Source organism: Streptomyces sp. NRRL F-2664, assembly GCF_000719345.1.
Lineage (GTDB): Bacteria > Actinomycetota > Actinomycetes > Streptomycetales > Streptomycetaceae > Streptomyces.
Genome location: NZ_JOFX01000008.1, coordinates 69,082 through 86,544, shown reverse-complemented (window position 1 = coordinate 86,544; position 17,463 = coordinate 69,082). Strand labels below are relative to the sequence as shown.

The 17,463-nt window shown below is 71.8% G+C and carries 18 protein-coding genes and 3 pseudogenes; 13 read left to right on the top strand and 8 right to left on the bottom strand.

The window, feature by feature from the left end; translation table 11 throughout:
• Positions 1-252: 252 nt before the first annotated feature.
• The 5 genes and pseudogenes from IF89_RS0111350 to IF89_RS47575 form a co-directional block, all read left to right on the top strand.
• Complete coding sequence (locus IF89_RS0111350; RefSeq protein ID WP_030764947.1) at positions 253-1,227, top strand: NADPH:quinone oxidoreductase family protein; 975 nt, start codon at positions 253-255, stop codon at positions 1,225-1,227.
• On the top strand, positions 1,224-2,426 hold the full coding sequence (locus IF89_RS0111345) for an acyl-CoA dehydrogenase family protein (RefSeq protein WP_030764946.1): 1,203 nt from the start codon (positions 1,224-1,226) through the stop codon (positions 2,424-2,426). The genes IF89_RS0111350 and IF89_RS0111345 overlap by 4 nt, the downstream gene beginning before the upstream one ends.
• Positions 2,423-3,574, top strand: a complete 1,152-nt coding sequence (locus tag IF89_RS0111340; protein WP_030764943.1) for an acyl-CoA dehydrogenase family protein — start codon at positions 2,423-2,425, stop codon at positions 3,572-3,574. Before IF89_RS0111345 ends, IF89_RS0111340 begins: the two co-directional genes overlap by 4 nt.
• A 57-nt stretch (positions 3,575-3,631) precedes the next feature.
• A pseudogene (locus IF89_RS49620) lies at positions 3,632-3,810 on the top strand (transposase); the annotation flags it as partial.
• 44 nt (positions 3,811-3,854) lie between these two features.
• Positions 3,855-4,037: pseudogene (locus tag IF89_RS47575) on the top strand (IS5/IS1182 family transposase); the annotation flags it as partial.
• On the opposite strand, the gene IF89_RS0111330 reads toward IF89_RS47575, so the two are convergent.
• Complete coding sequence (locus IF89_RS0111330; RefSeq protein ID WP_030764933.1) at positions 4,034-5,545, bottom strand: pentapeptide repeat-containing protein; 1,512 nt, start codon at positions 5,543-5,545, stop codon at positions 4,034-4,036. The pseudogene IF89_RS47575 and the gene IF89_RS0111330 overlap by 4 nt on opposite strands.
• Positions 5,546-5,736: 191 nt before the next feature.
• On the opposite strand from IF89_RS0111330, the gene IF89_RS0111325 reads away from it, so the two are divergent.
• The 3 genes from IF89_RS0111325 to IF89_RS0111315 are packed head-to-tail and all read left to right on the top strand — an operon-like array spanning position 5,737 to position 7,594.
• Entirely contained in the window at positions 5,737-6,276 is a 540-nt protein-coding gene (locus IF89_RS0111325; protein ID WP_030764930.1) for a GNAT family N-acetyltransferase, read from the top strand.
• A 59-nt stretch (positions 6,277-6,335) separates the two neighbouring features.
• A complete protein-coding gene (locus tag IF89_RS0111320) occupies positions 6,336-6,701 on the top strand; it encodes a tyrosinase family oxidase copper chaperone (RefSeq protein ID WP_030764928.1) in 366 nt (121 codons plus the stop codon).
• A gap of 29 nt (positions 6,702-6,730) precedes the next feature.
• Entirely contained in the window at positions 6,731-7,594 is an 864-nt protein-coding gene (locus IF89_RS0111315; RefSeq protein WP_030764925.1) for a tyrosinase family protein, read from the top strand.
• A 107-nt stretch (positions 7,595-7,701) separates the two neighbouring features.
• Here IF89_RS0111315 and IF89_RS0111310 read toward each other — a convergent pair whose 3' ends face one another.
• Together IF89_RS0111310 and IF89_RS0111305 are read right to left on the bottom strand one after the other, a co-directional pair.
• A complete protein-coding gene (locus IF89_RS0111310; protein ID WP_030764923.1) occupies positions 7,702-7,986 on the bottom strand; it encodes a chaplin in 285 nt (94 codons plus the stop codon).
• Positions 7,987-8,081: 95 nt separating this feature from the next.
• Entirely contained in the window at positions 8,082-8,402 is a 321-nt protein-coding gene (locus IF89_RS0111305; protein ID WP_030764920.1) for a hypothetical protein, read from the bottom strand.
• Between the two features lie 98 nt (positions 8,403-8,500).
• Here IF89_RS0111305 and IF89_RS0111300 point away from each other — a divergent pair, with 98 nt between their 5' ends.
• Positions 8,501-9,982, top strand: coding sequence for a carboxylesterase/lipase family protein (locus IF89_RS0111300; protein WP_051806971.1), 1,482 nt, complete (start codon positions 8,501-8,503; stop codon positions 9,980-9,982).
• Here IF89_RS0111300 and IF89_RS0111295 read toward each other — a convergent pair.
• Positions 9,960-11,138, bottom strand: a complete 1,179-nt coding sequence (locus IF89_RS0111295; RefSeq protein WP_078628224.1) for an alpha/beta hydrolase — start codon at positions 11,136-11,138, stop codon at positions 9,960-9,962. The genes IF89_RS0111300 and IF89_RS0111295 overlap by 23 nt on opposite strands.
• Before the next feature lie 247 nt (positions 11,139-11,385).
• Here IF89_RS0111295 and IF89_RS0111290 point away from each other — a divergent pair.
• Positions 11,386-11,793, top strand: a pseudogene (locus IF89_RS0111290) (hypothetical protein); the annotation flags it as partial.
• Between the two features lie 52 nt (positions 11,794-11,845).
• Here IF89_RS0111290 and IF89_RS0111285 read toward each other — a convergent pair.
• Entirely contained in the window at positions 11,846-12,529 is a 684-nt protein-coding gene (locus tag IF89_RS0111285; RefSeq protein WP_030764908.1) for a GNAT family N-acetyltransferase, read from the bottom strand.
• A gap of 290 nt (positions 12,530-12,819) precedes the next feature.
• Here IF89_RS0111285 and IF89_RS0111280 point away from each other — a divergent pair, with 290 nt between their 5' ends.
• On the top strand, positions 12,820-13,665 hold the full coding sequence (locus tag IF89_RS0111280; RefSeq protein WP_420706907.1) for a (2Fe-2S)-binding protein: 846 nt from the start codon (positions 12,820-12,822) through the stop codon (positions 13,663-13,665).
• Positions 13,666-13,742: 77 nt separating this feature from the next.
• On the top strand, positions 13,743-14,606 hold the full coding sequence (locus IF89_RS0111275) for a hypothetical protein (protein WP_051806970.1): 864 nt from the start codon (positions 13,743-13,745) through the stop codon (positions 14,604-14,606).
• On the opposite strand, the gene IF89_RS0111270 is transcribed toward IF89_RS0111275, so the two are convergent.
• The 3 genes from IF89_RS0111270 to IF89_RS0111265 form a co-directional block, all read right to left on the bottom strand.
• Positions 14,501-15,775, bottom strand: coding sequence for a tyrosine-type recombinase/integrase (locus tag IF89_RS0111270; protein WP_030764900.1), 1,275 nt, complete (start codon positions 15,773-15,775; stop codon positions 14,501-14,503). The two genes, IF89_RS0111275 and IF89_RS0111270, sit on opposite strands and share 106 nt — an antisense overlap.
• Positions 15,741-15,998, bottom strand: coding sequence for a hypothetical protein (locus IF89_RS45930; RefSeq protein WP_158717847.1), 258 nt, complete (start codon positions 15,996-15,998; stop codon positions 15,741-15,743). Before IF89_RS45930 ends, IF89_RS0111270 begins: the two co-directional genes overlap by 35 nt.
• A gap of 143 nt (positions 15,999-16,141) precedes the next feature.
• Positions 16,142-16,627 (bottom strand): hypothetical protein, encoded by a 486-nt coding sequence (locus IF89_RS0111265; protein ID WP_158717846.1) that lies wholly within the window; start codon positions 16,625-16,627, stop codon positions 16,142-16,144.
• A 494-nt stretch (positions 16,628-17,121) separates the two neighbouring features.
• On the opposite strand from IF89_RS0111265, the gene IF89_RS46950 reads away from it, so the two are divergent.
• A complete protein-coding gene (locus IF89_RS46950) occupies positions 17,122-17,385 on the top strand; it encodes a helix-turn-helix transcriptional regulator (RefSeq protein WP_051806968.1) in 264 nt (87 codons plus the stop codon).
• Positions 17,386-17,463: the final 78 nt, after the last annotated feature.

Here is a 17,463-nt window from a genome sequence, read left to right as displayed (position 1 = left end):
CCCCCTGGGACACGCGCAGTTCCCCGTTGCGCCATGACATGACATGACATGGCGTGGCATGACACGTGCACGCCGTAGGACATGCACGCACGCCACATAGTGCCGGACGGTGGGGCGTATGTGACCTGGAATGTCGCCTGTTGTTTCGGGCCGCTCCGGCGTCCGCCCCTCCCGGCGGATTCACAAAAGGGCAAGCGACCGCTTAGTATGCGCGCCGGAGCGTGATTCCTCGACGGCGGCTGGAGGCCCCGGATGCAGGCATGGCGAGTACACACCCTTGGCGAGCCGCGCGAGGCCATGCGCCTCGAAGAGGTCCCCGAACCGGTCCCCGGCGAGGGCGAGGTGAGGCCCAGGGTGCTCGCCGCCAACGTCAACTTCCCCGACGCGCTGCTCGTCCGCGGGCAGTACCAGATGACCCCGCCCCTGCCCTTCACCCCCGGCGTCGAGGTCTGCGGCGAGACCGACGACGGCCGGCGCGTCATCGCCAACCCCAGCCTGCCGCACGGCGGCTTCGCCGAGTACGTCACCGCACCCGCGCACGCCCTGCTCCCCGCACCGGACACCCTCGACGACGCCGAGGCGGCCGCCCTCCACATCGGCTACCAGACCGGCTGGTTCGGCCTGCACCGCCGCGCCCGCCTGCAGGCGGGCGAAACCCTCCTCGTGCACGCCGCCGCCGGCGGGGTCGGCAGCGCCGCCGTCCAACTGGGCAGGGCCGCCGGAGCCACCGTCATCGGCGTGGTCGGGGGCAAGGCCAAGGCCCGCACCGCCGAGGAGCTCGGCTGCCATCTCGTGATCGACCGCACCGCGGAGGACGTGGCTGCCCGCGTCAAGGAATTCACCGGAGGGCACGGCGCCGACGTGGTCTACGACCCGGTCGGCGGGGACGCCTACAAGGCGTCCGCCAAGTGCATCGCCTTCGAGGGCCGGATCGTCGTCGTCGGCTTCGCGAGCGGCACCGTCCCCGCCCCCGCCCTCAACCACGCCCTCGTGAAGAACTACGCGGTCCTCGGCCTGCACTGGGGCCTGTACGCCGCCAAGGACCCCGCCGCCGTCCTCGCCTGCCACACCGAGCTCACCCGGCTCGCCGCCGAAGGCACGGTGAGGCCACTGGTCAGCGAACGCGTCCCGCTCGCCGCCGCCGCCGACGCCGTCCAGCGCCTCGCCGACGGCACCACCACCGGCCGGCTGGTCGTCGTACCGGACCCGGAGGGGGCTGCCCGATGACCGCCGACACCCCTCTCACCCCCGAGGCGATGCGCGCCCGCACCCGGGAGCTGCTCGCCGCCCACCCGCCCGCGGACACCGGCCGCACCGCCTTCCTCCGCGCCCGCTTCGACGCCGGCCTGGCCTGGGTGCACTACCCTGAGGGCCTCGGCGGCCTCGGTGCACCCCGCTCCCTCCAAGCCGTCGTCGACGCCGAACTGGAGGCCGCCGGCGCCCCCGACAACGATCCGCGCCGGATCGGCATCGGCCTCGGCATGGCCGCGCCCACGATCCTCGCGTACGGCACCGACGCGCAGAAGCAGCGCTTCCTGCGCCCCCTGTGGGTGGGCGAGGAGGTCTGGTGCCAGCTCTTCAGCGAACCGGGCGCCGGATCCGACCTCGCAGCCCTCGCCACCCGGGCCGTCCTCGACGAGGCCGCGGCCGAATGGGTCGTCGACGGCCAGAAGGTCTGGACCTCCAGCGCCCACACCGCCCGATGGGGCATCCTCGTCGCCCGCACCGACCCGGCGCTGCCGAAGCACCAGGGGATGACCTACTTCCTCTGCGACATGCACCACCCGGGCGTCGAAGTCCGCCCGCTGCGCCAGATCACCGGCGAGGCAGAGTTCAACGAGGTCTTCCTCACCGGCGTCCGTATCCCCGACACCCACCGCCTCGGTGCCGTGGGCGAGGGCTGGGCGGTCGCCCGCACCACCCTGATGAACGAACGCGTCTCCATCGGCGGCATGCGCATCCCGCGCGAGGGCGGCATGATCGCCCCCGTCGCGGCGGCCTGGCGCGAACGCCCCGAGCTGCGCACCCACGCCCTCCACCAGCGGCTGCTGGAACTGTGGGTGGAGGCCGAGGTCGCCCGCCTCACCGCGGAGCGGCTGCGCCAGCAGCTCGCCGCGGGCCAGCCCGGCCCGGAGGGCTCCGGCATGAAGTTGGCCTTCGCCCGCCTCAACCAGGAGATCAGCGGCCTGGAGGTCGAACTCCTCGGCGAGGAAGGTCTCCTGTACGAGGACTGGACCCTGCGCCGTCCCGAACTGGTCGACTTCACCGGCCGCGACGCCGGCTACCGCTACCTGCGCGCCAAGGGCAACAGCATCGAGGGCGGCACGAGCGAAATCCTCCTCAACATCGTCGCCGAACGCGTCCTGGGGCTGCCCCCCGAGCCGCGCGACGACAAGGACCTCCCCTGGAAGGACCTGTCCCGATGACGGCACCCACAGCACCGGCGGCGCCGGCCGACCTGCTGTACTCCGAAGCGGAGGAGGAGCTGCGCGCCGCCGTACGCTCCCTCCTCACCGCCCGGTGCGACGCCGGGGCGGTCCTCGCCCGGGCGGAGACCGGCCGCCCGCACGACCCGGCCCTGTGGCACACCCTCGCCGCCGGGATCGGCACGGCGGGACTCCTCGTCCCCGAGAAGCTCGGCGGCATGGGGGCGGGCCACCGGGAGGCGGCCGTGGTGCTGGAGGAGCTGGGCCGGGCGGTGGCTCCCGTCCCCTACCTCACCAGCGCCGTGCTCGCCACGGAGATCCTGCTCGGCTGCGACACGGCCGACGCCGCCGACACCGCCGGCGCCGCCCCGCTGCTGGCGGAGCTGGCCTCGGGACGCACGGTCTGCGCCCCGGCCGTGCCCCTGACCCTCGCCCCCGGGAGCCCGCTGCCCGCCCCCGTACGGGACTCCGGCGGCGGGGTCCTCACCGGCACGGTCAACGCCGTGGCGGACGCGGTGGCCGCCGACGTACTGCTCGTCCTCGCCGACACCGGGCTGTACGCGGTGCGGGCGGCGGACACCGCGGTGACCCCGCTGGTCCCGCTGGACCTGACCCGCCCGCTCGCCACCGTCACCCTGGACGCCGCCCGGGGCACCCGCCTCGCCGACGCCGCGACGGCCCGGGCCGCCGTCGCCGGAGCCCTGCTCTCGGCGGCCGGCCTGCTCGCCTCCGAGCAGGTCGGGCTCGCCGAATGGTGCCTGACCGAAACGGTCGGACACGTCAAGGGGCGCTACCAGTTCAACCGGCCCGTCGGCTCCTTCCAGGCCCTCAAACACCGCCTGGCGCGGCTCTGGCTCGATGTGGCCTCCGCCCGGGCGGCCGCCCGGGCCGCGGCCGACGCCCTCGCCGCCGAGGCTGCCGACGCGCCCCTGACGGTCGCCGTCGCCCAGGCCTACTGCTCCGGCGTGGCCGTCCGCGCCGCCGAGGAGTGCGTGCAGCTCCACGGCGGCATCGGGATGACCTGGGAGCACCCGGCCCACCTCTACCTCAAGCGGGCCAAGGCCGACGCTCTCGCCCTCGGCACGGCGGGCCACCACCGCGGCCTCGTCGCCGACTTCGCCGAAATCCCGGCCCCTCGGAACTCATAACGAAATGATCTTCAAGCCGGTTGGATCACTCCGGGACGGATCATCCGGGGGTGCGGGGTGGCGCGGCCGAAGCCATGGGAAGTCGACGACGAGCTGTGGACGGTGGTCGAGCCACTGCCGAAGGTCGAGCGTCGGGCCCGGCACCCTGAACGCGTGCGGCATCTGACCGGCTGGTGTTCCCGGGCATCCTGTTCGTGCCGCACATCGGGATCGCCTGGGAGCAGCTGCCGCAGAAATCGGCTTCGGCGCGTTGAAGGGGGCTCCAGGACAGGACGAAGCCACCGAGCACGGCTCCGGGCTCGGCACTCAACGCTGGTTCGTGGAGCGCGCGTTCGTCCCTCTGCACTGGTTCCGCCGCCTGCGGATCCGCTGGGAGATGCGCGACGACATCCACGAAGCCTTCCTCACCCTCGGATGCGCACTGATCTGCCGGCGACGGCTGAACTCAACCATTGCTCACTAGTTTTTCTGCAGGGTGCGGGTGATACCGGCGATGATGGCGGTCGTCAGCATCCAGCCGAAGGCGATCAGCAGGTAGGCCAGCCACTGGAGGCTACTGTTCGGCCAGTACCACCCCGTGCGCTGACCCAGACCACCGAGGGGGATCAAAAGGTCAAGCGTGTAGACGAGGGGCTGGAACGGGCTGCCTTCGTCTCGTTTGACCGGGCTGGGAGAGTGAGTACTGAAGGCCAGCGTGCCCAGTAGGGTCAGCGCGAGGAGCCAGACGCCGGCCAGCCAGGGCCGATAGCCATAGCCCACGGTCACGTCCAGCAGGTGCCCCCATACCCGGGCCGCCGGGGACAGGGTGAGACGCCGGTGGCGCTGCTTGGCCAGGAGTACGCGACGGGCGTCATCGTCATGGCCGATTTGCCGATACCAGCCCGCGAGTTGCTCGTACGGCTGCGGGACATAGCCAGGATTCCGGCGGACCCAGGCCAGGCGACGGACCACCTCGTCCCTCGCAGGCGATCCGTCGTCGCCTGCCGCGGACGGGGCGTCCCCGAATCGGATGGACCCGTAGGTGAACCCTTCCAGGAGCACCTTCCTCGGCCAGCTCTGCTCGCTGTCCTGACACCAGGTGGCCTGGGCGGAGCGGAGATCCACCAGTCCTGAGGGCGGTGCTGCGGTCCTGTAGTCGAAGTCGCCCACGTGCATGGATACGCAGTCCAGGGCTACGCCATCCCCGTTCAGATGGGCTCCTTCGAAGGTCAGCAGACCTTCTATTCGGGCCCTGCGCAGCAGTACGCCTCCTTGCGCGGTGAACCCCTGGGAGCAGTCCACCGTCGAAGCGGCCATACTTCCTGCGGCAAGCGTGACGCCCGCGGTGTTCCCCAGCCGTGCGCCTTGCAGGAACAGGCCGCTGAGCAGCTGTGCGCCGGGCAGCCGCAGTCCGCCTTGCGTGGTGAGCCGCCGGCCGAAGACGCCGCCATCCAGGACGAGGCCGCCCGCGCGCACTGCCCACTCGTCCGGGCCCGAGATCCTGGCATCCGAGATCACCAGATTCCCGGCCACACGAGCGTTGACGAGCATGAGGGAGCCGCCTGCGAGAGTCGACCGCCTCAGGTCCAGGTCACCCTCGATTCGGGCGAGCTCGGCGTTGACCCCCGGAACCCAGCTGTCCGTTATCTCGATCGTCCGGGTCGTCGCACCGTGCAGGTGCACCGCCTCGTCCAGCCGACAGCCCTGCAGCGAGAACGTGTGACAGAGCTCCGCCCCGGACAGGTCGAGACGACCGGTGATACGCGCGCCGGTGAGTCGCAAGGCGGCTACGGTGTCAGAGCGGTCTTCGTTCGCGCCGAGCAACAGCGTCGCCACCACGGCCGCGCGGACAGTACGGTCGGGGCCCCACCGGTCACCCGCAGCGGGAGCGTCCGCGTCGGGTACTCCTGTGCGCAGGTCAACGCGACGCCCCTCAGGGAAGGCATCCCACAGCTCGCGTTCCGGCGGGGTCATCTCGTCATAGGACAGCACCCATGCAGAGTAATGATCTACTCACTCAGGCGCTCCAAGCGGGTCACCGGTTCATTCCGTCAGGAGTTCTCGGCCACCCCCCAGGGGCGTCCGCACAGCAGCCCCGGCCCCCGCTCCCGCCCCGGGACCGCGGGGCGCCGGCGCCCTGCCCCGCCTGCCGGGTGCCGAGAGCCGCTGCCTATGCTCGCCGCATGACCGCCGTGATCGCCCCGCTGTCCGCCACCGGACTGCGCACCCACCGCGACGAACTCGCCGCTCTCCTGCAGGCCGTGGTCCACGACGGCTCCTCGCTCGGCTTCCTCGCCGGCCTCGACCACGCGGCCGCGGCCGCCTGGTGGGACGGCCTGCTGCCCGCCGTCGAGGACGGATCGCTCGCGCTGTGGGTCTCCCGCACCGGCGCCGACGGCCCCATCGACGGAACCGTCAGCTGGTACCGGGAGTCCAAGCCCAACGGCCGCCACCGCGCCGAGCTGCGCAAGCTGATGGTCCACCCCTCCGCCCGGGGCCGCGGCACCGCCCGCGCCCTCCTCGCCCACGCCGAGGCCGGGGCCGCCCGCGCCGGAGTGCTGCTGCTGTTCCTCGACACCGAGACCGGCAGCGGCGCCGAGCAGTTCTACCGCGCCGCGGGCTGGACGGAGGCCGGCACCATCCCGGACTACGCCACCGACCCGGCGGGCCGGCTGCACCCGACCACGCTCTTCTACAAGCAGCTGGGCAGGGCCCGCGGGTGACCTCGCCCGCCGCGCGGCGTTAGACCCGTAGCCGCCGGCCACCGAGCGAGGGAGACCGCATGTCCGCAGCAACCGCCGCCGCACCACTGACCCGCCGGGCGCTCCTGCGCACGGCGTTCACCGCGGCCGTGCTCGCCGGTACGGGCGCGGCCCTGGCGCCCGTACTGCGCGCCCGCCGGCCCCGGCAGACCGTCACCCCGGCGCCCCTCGCCGAGGAGACGTACCGCGGCCGGCACATCGCCGTCGACGCCGCCGAGGTCCGCATCGACGGCCGCCCGCTGCACGTCATGCGACGGGCCGACGGCAGCTACCTGAGCGGGATCAACCACTTCCAGTCCTATCCGACCCCGCTGGAACTGGCCCGGGCCGCGGTCGACGAACTGGGCACGGCCCAGCTGGCCTTGGCGGCCCCGCACCACGGCTGACAGACCCACGGGAACGGGAGGACCCTGCTGTGTACGTCCGGCAGAACCAGAAGAACCTCACCAGCGCGCAGAAGAAGCGGTTCACCGCGGCGGTGCTGGAGCTGAAGCGCAGCGGTGCCTACGACGCCCTGGTGCGCACCCACGACAAGTACTTCGTGCCCGACCGGGACCGCAAGCTGCGCGTCGGGCACATGTCGCCCTCCTTCTTCCCGTGGCACCGGCTCTACCTGCTGGAGTTCGAGAAGCAGTTGCAGCAGATCGACCGTCGCGTGTCCGTTCCCTACTGGGACTGGACCACCGACACCAGCCCGGTCTCCTCGCTCTGGGCGGACGACTTCCTCGGCGGCACCGGCCGTGCGGCCGACCGCAAGGTGATGACCGGGCCGTTCGCCTACGACAAGGGCAACTGGACCGTGACGGTGGGCATCACGGAGTCGGCGTTCCTCACCCGCAACCTGGGCAGGCCGCAGAACCCGATCACCCTGCCGACCCCGGCCGAACTCCAGTGGGCGATCGACGACCCGGTCTATGACGTCTCGCCCTGGGACTCCACGGCCACGGCGGGCGGCTTCCGCAACAAACTGGAGGGCTGGGCGGCCCCCAGGAGCGAGCGCTGGCGCAACCACAACAAGGTCCACCAGTGGATCGGCGGCCACATGACGGGCGGTACGGCGCCCAACGACCCGGCGTTCTGGCTGCACCACGCCTTCGTCGACCTGATCTGGGACCGCTGGCAGCACAAGCACCCCCGCTCCGGCTACCTGCCCGCTGCCCCCCTGCCCGCCGGCGACGCCCAGCGCGGGCGGGTGATCGCCCTCGACGAGCCGATGCCGCCCTGGAACGTCACGCCGCGCGAGGCCCTCGGCCACCAGGGCCTGTACCGCTACGAATGACCCCGCGGCCGCCCCAGCGGTTTCGGTGGACGTCGTGGCGTGGCGGGCGCACCGCACACGGGAAGGGCCCCCGCCGTTCGGCAGGGGCCCTTGGGACGAGCCTGCGATCAGTGGCCGTAGCCGTCCTGGGTGTGGTGGTCGGCGCCGCCGCCCGAGGCGTTGACGCAGGTGTTGCCGAACGCCGGGTTCAGCAGGGCGATCACGTTCACCGTGTTGTCGCAGACGTTGACCGGGACGTGCACCGGAACCTGGACGAGGTTGCCCGACAGGACACCGGGGGAGCCGACCGCCGCACCGTGCGCTCCGGCATCGGCGACAGCCAGGCCCGCACCGGCGACCACGGCGCTACCGGTGACAGCGGTGATGGCGAGTGCCTTCGCGATACGCGACATCAAGATCTCCTCGTGAGATGTGGGGCGCCACAGGATCTGTGGCATTTGACATGGCATACAACGCGGGGAGGGCCGCGGGGTCACGGCCCGTGGGCCTACCCGGTGACGGGAAAGGCCACGGACGCGAAGGCGGGCCGCACCTGGGCCACCTCCCCGGGTCGCAGCGTCCCCACCACCCGCCCCGAGCAGCGGGGGCCCTGGTGGAGGGTCGCCGGGCCGCGCGTGGCGTTGGTCACCGCCCGGCCGCCACCGCCCTCGGCCGCCACGCAGCCCCGCGGCGCGGTGAGCCCGTGGACCCGGTCGTCCTGGCCCACGTACTGGAAATCCGGCCCGGCGGCATGGGCCGGACCGGTGACGCACGAGATGCCCGCCAGCAGCAGGACCGGCAGAGTGTGGGGGATACGCAGGATTCGCATGCCCGTCCAACCGGGCCGGTCCCAGGCCCGGTCACGCCTTGTCACCCTTGGGACGGCTGTGCGATCGTGCCGGGCCGGTACCGGCTGGAGGAGGACGGATGAGCACAGAGGGCGTCGCCGCGGAGGACGGTCGGCCGCGGGTGAGGACCGCGGCCGGCGTGGTGCGGGGCCGTACCGGAGCCGACGGGATCTCCGTCTTCCGGGGCATCCCGTACGCTGCCCCGCCCGTCGGGCCCCTCCGCTTCGCGCCCCCGGCGCCGCCCGCCGCCTGGGACGGCGACCGCGAGGCCGTCGACTTCGGCCCGACCGCGCCGAAGGTGCCCTACCCCGCCGCCTTCGCCGCCCTCCTGACCGACCCGGTGATCCCGGGTGACGACTGCCTGAACGTCAACGTCTGGACCCCCGAGCCGGCCCCCGGCGCCGGGCTGCCCGTCATGGTGTGGATCCACGGCGGGGCGCACACCCGCGGCTCGGCGGCCGTACCCGTCTACGACGGCTCCGCCTTCGCCCGCGACGGCATCGTGCTCGTGTCCTTCAACTTCCGCCTCGGCGTCCTCGGGTACGGGCTCTTCCCCGACGCACCCCCCAACCGGGGGCTGCTCGACCAGATCGCCGCCCTGACCTGGGTGCGCGACAACATCGCCGCCTTCGGCGGGGACCCGGCCCGCGTCACCGTCTTCGGCGAGTCCGCGGGGGCGATCAGCATCGGAGCCCTCCTGGCCGCGCCCCGCGCGGCCGGCCTCTTCCAACGGGCCGTCCTGCAGAGCGGCGCGCCCGAGGCGCTGGCCCGCCCCAGGGTGCGCGCCATGGTCCGGCGGATGGCCTCGCTGCTGAAGATCGAGGCCACCGCGGCCGCCTTCACCGCCGCCGCTCTGCCCGACCTGATGGCCGCCCAGGCCGCCGTCCTGCGCCGATCGGGCCCGCTCCTCGGCGGACCCGCCTTCGGCCTGGTCGTGGATCCGGACACGCTGCCCGTCGACCCCCTCGACGCCCTGACGGCCGACGCCGACGCCGCCTCGGGCGAGGTGCCGCTGCTGTTCGGATGGACCACCGAGGAGTACCGGCTCTGGCTCGCCCCGACCGGCGGGATGCGGCTGCTGGACCGGCTGGGCCCGCTCGCCGTCGCGCTGGCCCGCACCCGGGCCGGCAAGGACCGTGCCGCCGTACGGGCGCTGCGCACCGTCCTGCCCGGGGCCGGACCGGCCGAACTCGCCGGACAACTGCTCACCGACCGGCTGCTGCGCGATCCGCTGCGGCGGCTCGCCGGGGCCCGCAGGGCGGCGCCGAGCTACCTGTACGAGTTCGCCTGGTGCTCCGGCATCCCGGGACTCGGCGCCTGCCACGCCCTGGAGATCGGATTCGTGTTCGACACCCTGTCCGTGCCCGAGGCCGCGTGGCTGGCCGGGACCGAGCCTCCGCAGGCGCTGGCCGACGAGATGCACTCTGCGTGGGTGCGGTTCGCGGCGACGGGCGACCCGGGCTGGGCGCCGTGGAACGGCGACGGCCCGCCGAAGGTGTTCGGCGGGCCGGAGCACGAGCCGGCGCAGGTGCCGGCGGCTATTCGACCGGTCCTTCCATGACCTTGCTGATGTACTGGATCGGCCCCTCACCCATGCTCGGCACATAGGTCTTGGCGTTGTGCCGGCCGCCCGGGATCACCCGCAGGCTGGTGTGCACGGGCCCCTTGTTGCCGAAGGCGGCGACGAACTTCTGCACGTCCGGCAGCGTCTTCTTGTTGCTCTCGCTGTCGCCGACCTGGAAGGCGATGTAGACGTCCGGGCCCTTGGAGTCGATGAGGTGTTGGGCCAGCAGCTCCGGGTTGTTCTCGGCCTTCTCCTTGTCGTGGCCCTTCCACAGGGAGGAGTCGGGGACGATGTCCGGGCCGGAGGCGATCACGGCCTTGAACTTGTCCGGGTGCTTCAGCACGGCCTTCATGCCCGCGAAGCCACCGGTGGAGGAGCCCATGAAGGCCCAGCCGTCACGGGACTTCACCGTGCGGAAGTTCGCCTTCATCAGGTCCGGGACGTCCTCGGTCAGCCAGGTCCCCATCTTCGGCTGGCCGGGGATGTCGGAGCCGTCCCAGTAGACGCCCTTGTCGTCCGGGCCGGGGTTGAGCACCGGCATGGCCAGCAGGAAGGGCTTGCTCTTCCCCTCCGCGTACCACTTGCTGATGCTGGTCTGGAGGCCGAGGTCCGTGCCCATCCAGTAGTTGTTCGGGTATCCGGCGCCGCCCGGCAGGGCGATCATGACCGGGAAGCCGCTCTTGGCGAACTTCGGGTCGTTGTACTCCTTGGGCGCCCAGACCCACACCTTGCCCTTGAAGCCGGACTTCTTGCCGTCCAGGGTGGTGACGGCCACATGGGTGCCGTCGGCCAAAGTCATCGAGTTCTTGAAGTCGGCGGCCGGCCCGGTCGGCATCAGCATCCTGGAGTTCGCCGGCTGCTGGGCACCGGAACCGCCCTGCCCGGAACCCTTGCCGCCCCCGCCCTGCCCGAAGGACACCGAGGAGCCCTTGTCGGTGAACGGGGGTATCTCGTAATGGGCCATGACCCCCGCTGCCGTGCCCGCGAGCGCGAGGACGGCGACACCGGCGACCAGCCGGCGCCGGCCCCTGCGGCGCGGTGGCTCCGGCTGCTCCGGCTCCCACGGGCCGTACGGGTCGCCGTGGGGCGGCGGCGAGGCGTCCCCTCCCGGCCCGTGCGGCTGGTGCTGCTGCCCCTGGGGTGCGTACGACATGTGCGGTGGCTCTCCGGCTGGTGCTGCCCCAGAGGGGCGGGGTGGTCCGACGACGGCCCGGTGTGCCCGACGTCTCGGTTCTTCCGTTCGAAAGATGAACGGGAGTGCGTCGGGGGTTGCGCACTTTTCCTTCTCTTGGGGTTTCCCGGGACGGCCCATTGCCCGGCGGCCGCCGCCCACGGCCTCCTCCCGATCCGGTGGCCGCCCGTGCCTGGCCCCCGTAGGGTGCCCCCGCCCCACTGCCCGCACCTTCGCCGCCGACGAGCTGACCTTCCACGCGACCATGGCCACCGGCGGCCGCACCCCACTGGTCCGGGGGGACCTGGCCGGGCGCACCGTGAGCACCCTGCGGCAGAACGTCGAGTGCCCGTCGCTGTCGCCCGACGGGACCCGGGTGGTGTTCAAGAAGCGGGTGGCGGGCCTGCCGGCCGAGGCACCCTGGCGGCTGCACGTCCTGGATCCGGCCTCCGGCAAGGAGACCCCTCTCGCCGAGGGCGCAGCGTGGACGACCAGGCGGTGCGGGCGGACCATGGGACGGTCGTCCACTCCCTGCCCGGGGACTTCGGCGCCGACCTGTACGCCGGACCGGCCGACGGCGGCGGAGCCCCCCGCCCGGCTGCTGGAGTCGGCCCTCGTCCCGGCCTTCCTCGGATGAGGAGGCCGGGACGAGGGCCGGGGCAGGACCGTTTTTCCGTTCTTCGGCCCGGTCAGGCCGGGATCAGGGTCTTGCGGCGGCGCCTGCGTGTCCCCGCCGACAGCCTCAGCTCGATGATCGACCGTACGGCCGGCCACTCCTCGTCGAGGATCGAGTAGAAGGCGGTGCTGCGGACGGCGCCGTCCAGCCCCCGCGAATGGGCCCGGCGGACTCCCTCGCACGTGAAGCCGAGACGTTCCATCGCGGCTCGCGACCGGCCGTTGCGCGCATCGGCGCGCAGCGAGATGCGCCGGACCCCCCAGGTCTCGAAGGCATGGCGGAGCATGAGCAGCTTCGCCTCGGTGTTGATGCCGGTGCCCTGGGCGGTCGGGGACAGCCAGGTGTTGCCGATCTCGGCGGCATCGGGGATCGCCGTCGCCGGATCGCCGAACGGGACGCCCGGCACGGCGGGCCACACCAGCGGCCCCTGCCAGTAGTCGAGTTCCAGGAACCGGGTCGAACCGACCACGCGCCCGTCAGTGGCTCTGACGATGGCGAACGGGAGCGATCGACCCGCGGCCTGATCGGTGAGCGCGCGGTCGATGTACTCGTGTGACGCCTGCACCCCATGGGGTACGGGGGTGAAGGCGTAAGTCGTACGATCCTCGGCACCGGCCACGGCCAGGGCCTCGGTGTGGTGGGGTGCGAGGGGCTCGAGCCGCACGGTGCGGCCCGCGAGGTGTACGGGTACGGGCACGGAGCCTTCGGTCCTTCTGGGCGGTGGGGTGGTTGCACAGTCTGCGCCCATGACGTCGCCCCCCGTGCAAAACACGAGTGAAAGGCGACCGGCTGTCAGGTGAACGCGAGTGGCTCAATGTAGCCCCTCGAAGTCCTCTCATGAACCCCCCATTCGGCAATGGTGTGACGCGGGTTTCCGGCGGCTCGGATCCCCGCCGCGCGGCGCCCGTGATCCCGATCAACGGACCTCCCCGCCACCGCACGGTCCGAGCCCCCCGGACGGCCGCGCCCACCGCCACCCCGGACCGTGTGATCACCCCTGACCTGCGACGATATAGAGGCGATCCGCTGCTGCCGGACGCAGCGCGCCCCGCCGGCCCCGCGGACGCCCAGGCCGTCCTGCCCGCCGGACCGGGCATCGAACAGGTGGTCGTCGGCGGTGTGTCCGCGGGTGGTCCGCCTGAGATCATTCCGGGTATGGACGACGTACTGCGGCGCCTCGCCGCCGTGGGGCCCTTCTTCACCGTGCCGTACGGGCAGGAGCCGCCCGGGCCCGGCTTCCGGCCGCTCACCTCGCTGTACGACGGGCAGCTCGCCCCGTACGTCGCCGAGGTGGGCCGCCGGATCGGCAGCGGACCGGGCCGCGTGGCCGCCTCGACCGCCCAGTTCGGGATCGCCTCCCGGCTGTGGTCGGTCGGGCTGGGATGCGCGGCCCTGGCCGGCCGGGTGCCCGACCTGGCCGCCGACCGGGTGTGGTGGCGGCTGCCGCAGGAGGGCTCGCTCCAGCTCTGGCTCCCGCAGCCCGACGCCCGCCCGGCCGAAGGCCTCGGCACGTCCGTCCTGGAGAACCTGGCCGTCCTGGAGGCGCGACTGCGGGAGCGGTACGGGGTCTCCCCGACCGTCCTGCGCGGGAACGCGGCGTCCGGGCTGGTCGGCGCGCTGCGGGTGCTGACCGACCGGGTGCCGGGCGGCACGGCGGTGGAGCTGGCGCGCTCCCTGCTCGCCGAGGGCGGCGCGCTCGCGGGCACCGGCACCCTCGTCCACGAGGAGGGGCTCGGCGTGGCCTTCGCACGGCGCAGCTGCTGCCTCTACTACCGCGTCCCCGGCGCCGGCCTGTGCGGCGACTGCGTCCTGCGTACCCGGCGCGGCACCTGACCGGCCGCGGGCCCGTTCGGAGCAGGGGAGGGCGCGCCACACCCCCGCGCGCGGCGGCGCGCCGTAGCGTCCCCCGCATGACCGCACGCACTCCGCACCAGCCCGCCCCCCTCACCCGCCGCGCCGCCCTCACCGGGCTCGCCGCGGGGGCCGGCGCGCTCGCCGTCGGGAGCACCGGCCGCACCGCGGCCGCCGCGCCCACCCCGCCAGCGGCGGCGTCCGATCCCGCACCGGGAGCGATGCGGCTCTTCGCCGACCCGGGCTTCAACTTCGCCGGACTGCTCGCCCTGGGAGCCGCGGGCATGCGCGCATCCGAGGTCGGCGAGGTGCTGACCGCGGTCAACACCATCAACGCGGCGGGGCTGTCCGAGCAGACCTGGACCGACACCTTCCGGTCCTGGGGCGACAAGCTCTCCGCGCCACCGGCCGCGGGCCGGGAGGGCGGCCGGGCGCCGTCGCAGACCCGCCGCTTCCGCTCGCTGCGCGCGGCCCAGTACTACGCCCAGGCACTGTTCTACGTCCTGGGCACCGACGAGCCCGGTGACGAGAGGGCGGTCTACGAGGCGGGGCGCAGGGCGTGGGACACCTTCTGCCGGCTGTGCACGCCCCCCGCCGTCACCGACCGGGTCCCGTGGGGCAGGACCGGGCTGCCGGTGTGGTTCTTCCGCCCGGACGGCCCCGCCGAGCGGCGCCCCACCGTCATCCTCACCAACGGCAGTGACGGGCAGAACGTCGACATGTGGCACAACCGCCGTGCCACTAGCTTCCTGACCTGCCGAAACGTGTTCTCCCCGCGCCCGGAAAGCCGGCACAGGGAGAACGCAGGGAGAATTCGCTACGGCAGGGCCTCGAGCCACGCATCCATCGCCCGCCGACCGCGACCATCGGCCTCCGGCATCATGTGCGCATACACCTTCAGGGTGATGGCGGCGTCTGCGTGACCCAACCACCCTGCCACGGAGACCACCGACTCACGCTCATGCAGGTGAACCGACGCGAACGTGTGCCGGAGGGCGTGGAACCCCTCCTGAGGAGCAGCGACATGCTTGGCAATGCGGTTGCTGCCCGGTTTGCGCGGGGGAGCGGGAGGGATCACACCCGCAGCTGCCAGAGCCCGCTTCCACGGCCCCTCGTTGAACGCCGACCGGCGTAGGGCGTTCTGTGCGACAGCCCCCGTCACGACCAGCCGGTGCGACTGCGGCGCCCAGGCTTCGGCCTCCTTCTTCGTCATCGGCTCACCCGGATTGATCCAGGGCAACCTCACGGACGCGGCAGGGAACGCATCAAGATGGGCCCGCAGTCGGCGCGCCAACGCCTCCGGCAGTGGCACAGAGCGCGTCTTGTTGCCCTTCGGCGGAGAGAACACCAACCTGTTGCGGATGATTCGTACCTGTCGGCGGACGTGGAGGACCTCGTTCGCTTCGTCGATGTCATCGACGCTCAACCCGAAGACCTCGCCCTGGCGAAGACCGGCCCCGACTCCGAGGTCGATCATGATGCGGTAGCGAGGATCAAGCCCCTCGCGGACTGCGGCCACCTTCTCGCGGCTCCACGCCCGCGCTTTCCGCTCCCTGCGGGACGGCAGCTTGATGGTCCGCGCCGAGCAGGGATTCTTCGCCAGCCGCTCGTCATCGACAGCAGCCTGCAGCACGGACGACAGCGTGCCCCACGTTTCGAGGATGGTGGTCTCGCTGTACTGGGAATCCAGAGCGGCGAGAAACTCCCGGAGTTGGGGCACGCGAATGGTGTTGAGTGCATGCTTGCCCAGATGGGGGAGTACCCGGACCCTGATGCGACGTTCGATCGTGTCCAGCGATCCGGGGTCGCCCGTCTGGGTGGGCCAGTAGTGGTCCCGGAAGTAGTCCGCGAAGGTGATGCTTCCGTCGCGCGGGTCGACGAACTCGCCGCGCATGGAGTCAGCTTGTGCCTTGGCCCGCCATGCGTTCGCCCCGTTGGGGCCGCTGAGCTGATCGAAGCTGCGGGCGCGGACCCCCGGGATGCCGGTGACCTTGTACCGCTTGCCTTTGCCGTAGAGCGCGGTGCGCCGCCGTTTGCCGGTGGCCTCGTCCGGCTTCTTAGTGAGCCATCGATCCTCGATATATCCAGCCATTGCGCCCCTCGGGTGTCTCCATGGAGATGACGTCTCCCCGCCAGAGCTGGAACCACTGGCCGCCGGCGAGGAGCGCCTGGCTCGCACTGGTCAGGGCGGCTGCACCCTCCGGCAGGAAGACTCCGTTGTGCAATTCGTAGTGCACCCACCCGCGACCTTCCTGAATGCGGATGGGTGCGTCAGAGCTGAGATCGTGACTGAGTTCGTAGGTGAAGCGCAGCATGTCGGCCCCCTTGTGCGCGCAAGGCACCCCGTCGTTGGTGCCTGTGGTGCGGGCATCGCCTAGTGTCCGAAAACATAGCGTGACCCGCTGCTCACTACAACGGTCCGACAAGAGAACGGTTCAGATATCAACCAGAACGCAAGTTAGTGATCTCGGTCGGCCTGCTCTGCAGCCTCGATCATCGCCCGCCAGCGGCGTTTCTCGCCGGCGCCCATGCCTGCCAGGTGGGCCACGATGACGCGGACGTCGTCGTCGTAGCCGGAGAGTTCCGTTGCCTCGTAGTCGAGGAACTGGACAGCTGCTGCTCGCTGAATGACGGCGAGCGGTCGGCGGAGGCCTGCGGCGATGGCGCGGAGGCGGTCTGGCGACGGGGCCGTTGTCACGGCGTTGGTGGCCAGCTTCTGGAAGTACGGCTTGGAGAGCTGGTGGCCGGCTGCTTCGGCTCGGTCCGACATCTCCTGGTAGGAGATGCCGCGGCCGTCGTCGTTGACCTCTCGCACGAGCCGGCTCAGCTCGTCGCGGTCGAGCTCGCGTGCGAGCCCTTCGGGGATGGGCTCACGGGAGGCGCTGCTGCGGGTCTCGTCGGGGGCGGGTGCCGCCATGCCGCTGTCTCCTAGAGTCTCGTCCATCTTTCCGGCTGTCTCCATGATGGGCCGCACTGGCTACAAAAGTCGCAGGCCAGGCCGTACAACCATCCTTGCATGCAGACGAATCGTCTACAGATCAATGTTAGCGACCTTACCTCTTTGCCGAAACTTCACATCCAGCCGTTCGGATCTGTAGACATGGCGGCTCCGGCCGTGCTTGACTGTTCTCATCAAGAGCCGATGCGTTCCGATGGAGAGCCAGTGAGAGTGCGCTATACGCTCCGCGATCCGAGCATCCTCAAGTGGGTAATGGATCACCCCGGGCGTGGAAAGCCGCACACGATCCGCTCCCTCTCGGAGGCCGTGGGTCTCTCGCATCACTCGGCCATAGGGCACCTGCTCAGCGGTCGAACCAGTGACTGCGACTACCAAGTCGCCCACGACATCGCGAGGGAGGTTGGGGTTGCAGTGCTCGTCCTTTTCGCGCCACCAGCGTCTCCAGATCCGAACGAACCGAATCCAGACTAAGGAGCAACATGCCCACCGAGCCGCGAAAGCTCGCCAAGACGAAGCCCCCGACCGGCCTGATCTACATCGAGGACCACGAGGGCGACAACGGAGAGGTCACGCCCGGCATCGCGTCCCGCCTGGGAATCACGCCGAGCACCTACCGGAAGTGGCGGATGGCCGGAAAGGGCCCGCACGCCTTCCGTCTGGGCAAGAACGTCGTCGCCCGCATCGAGGCAGTCGACAGCTGGGTCAAGGCCCGCGAGCTCGAAGCCGTCCCCGCAGCCGCTTAGCCGGCTATGCGGCCCCGACCGCCGGCGACCTCCCAGAAGCCGGCCAGCCAGGGCCTCCCGATCCACCCCTCACCTGCA

What these genes read in the sequence shown, in the direction of transcription:
- IF89_RS0111350 (WP_030764947.1), top strand. Translation starts at nt 253, where the DNA reads ATGCAGGCATGGCGAGTACACACCCTTGGCGAGCCGCGCGAGGCCATG.
- IF89_RS46950 (WP_051806968.1), top strand. Translation starts at nt 17,122, where the DNA reads ATGCCCACCGAGCCGCGAAAGCTCGCCAAGACGAAGCCCCCGACCGGC.
- IF89_RS0111305 (WP_030764920.1), bottom strand. Translation starts at nt 8,402, where the DNA reads ATGCGAATCCTGCGTATCCCCCACACTCTGCCGGTCCTGCTGCTGGCG.
- IF89_RS0111310 (WP_030764923.1), bottom strand. Translation starts at nt 7,986, where the DNA reads ATGTCGCGTATCGCGAAGGCACTCGCCATCACCGCTGTCACCGGTAGC.
- IF89_RS0111300 (WP_051806971.1), top strand. Translation starts at nt 8,501, where the DNA reads ATGAGCACAGAGGGCGTCGCCGCGGAGGACGGTCGGCCGCGGGTGAGG.
- IF89_RS0111275 (WP_051806970.1), top strand. Translation starts at nt 13,743, where the DNA reads ATGACCGCACGCACTCCGCACCAGCCCGCCCCCCTCACCCGCCGCGCC.
- IF89_RS0111345 (WP_030764946.1), top strand. Translation starts at nt 1,224, where the DNA reads ATGACCGCCGACACCCCTCTCACCCCCGAGGCGATGCGCGCCCGCACC.
- IF89_RS45930 (WP_158717847.1), bottom strand. Translation starts at nt 15,998, where the DNA reads ATGCTGCGCTTCACCTACGAACTCAGTCACGATCTCAGCTCTGACGCA.
- IF89_RS0111295 (WP_078628224.1), bottom strand. Translation starts at nt 11,138, where the DNA reads ATGTCGTACGCACCCCAGGGGCAGCAGCACCAGCCGCACGGGCCGGGA.
- IF89_RS0111325 (WP_030764930.1), top strand. Translation starts at nt 5,737, where the DNA reads ATGACCGCCGTGATCGCCCCGCTGTCCGCCACCGGACTGCGCACCCAC.
- IF89_RS0111340 (WP_030764943.1), top strand. Translation starts at nt 2,423, where the DNA reads ATGACGGCACCCACAGCACCGGCGGCGCCGGCCGACCTGCTGTACTCC.
- IF89_RS0111270 (WP_030764900.1), bottom strand. Translation starts at nt 15,775, where the DNA reads ATGGCTGGATATATCGAGGATCGATGGCTCACTAAGAAGCCGGACGAG.
- IF89_RS0111320 (WP_030764928.1), top strand. Translation starts at nt 6,336, where the DNA reads ATGTCCGCAGCAACCGCCGCCGCACCACTGACCCGCCGGGCGCTCCTG.
- IF89_RS0111265 (WP_158717846.1), bottom strand. Translation starts at nt 16,627, where the DNA reads ATGGACGAGACTCTAGGAGACAGCGGCATGGCGGCACCCGCCCCCGAC.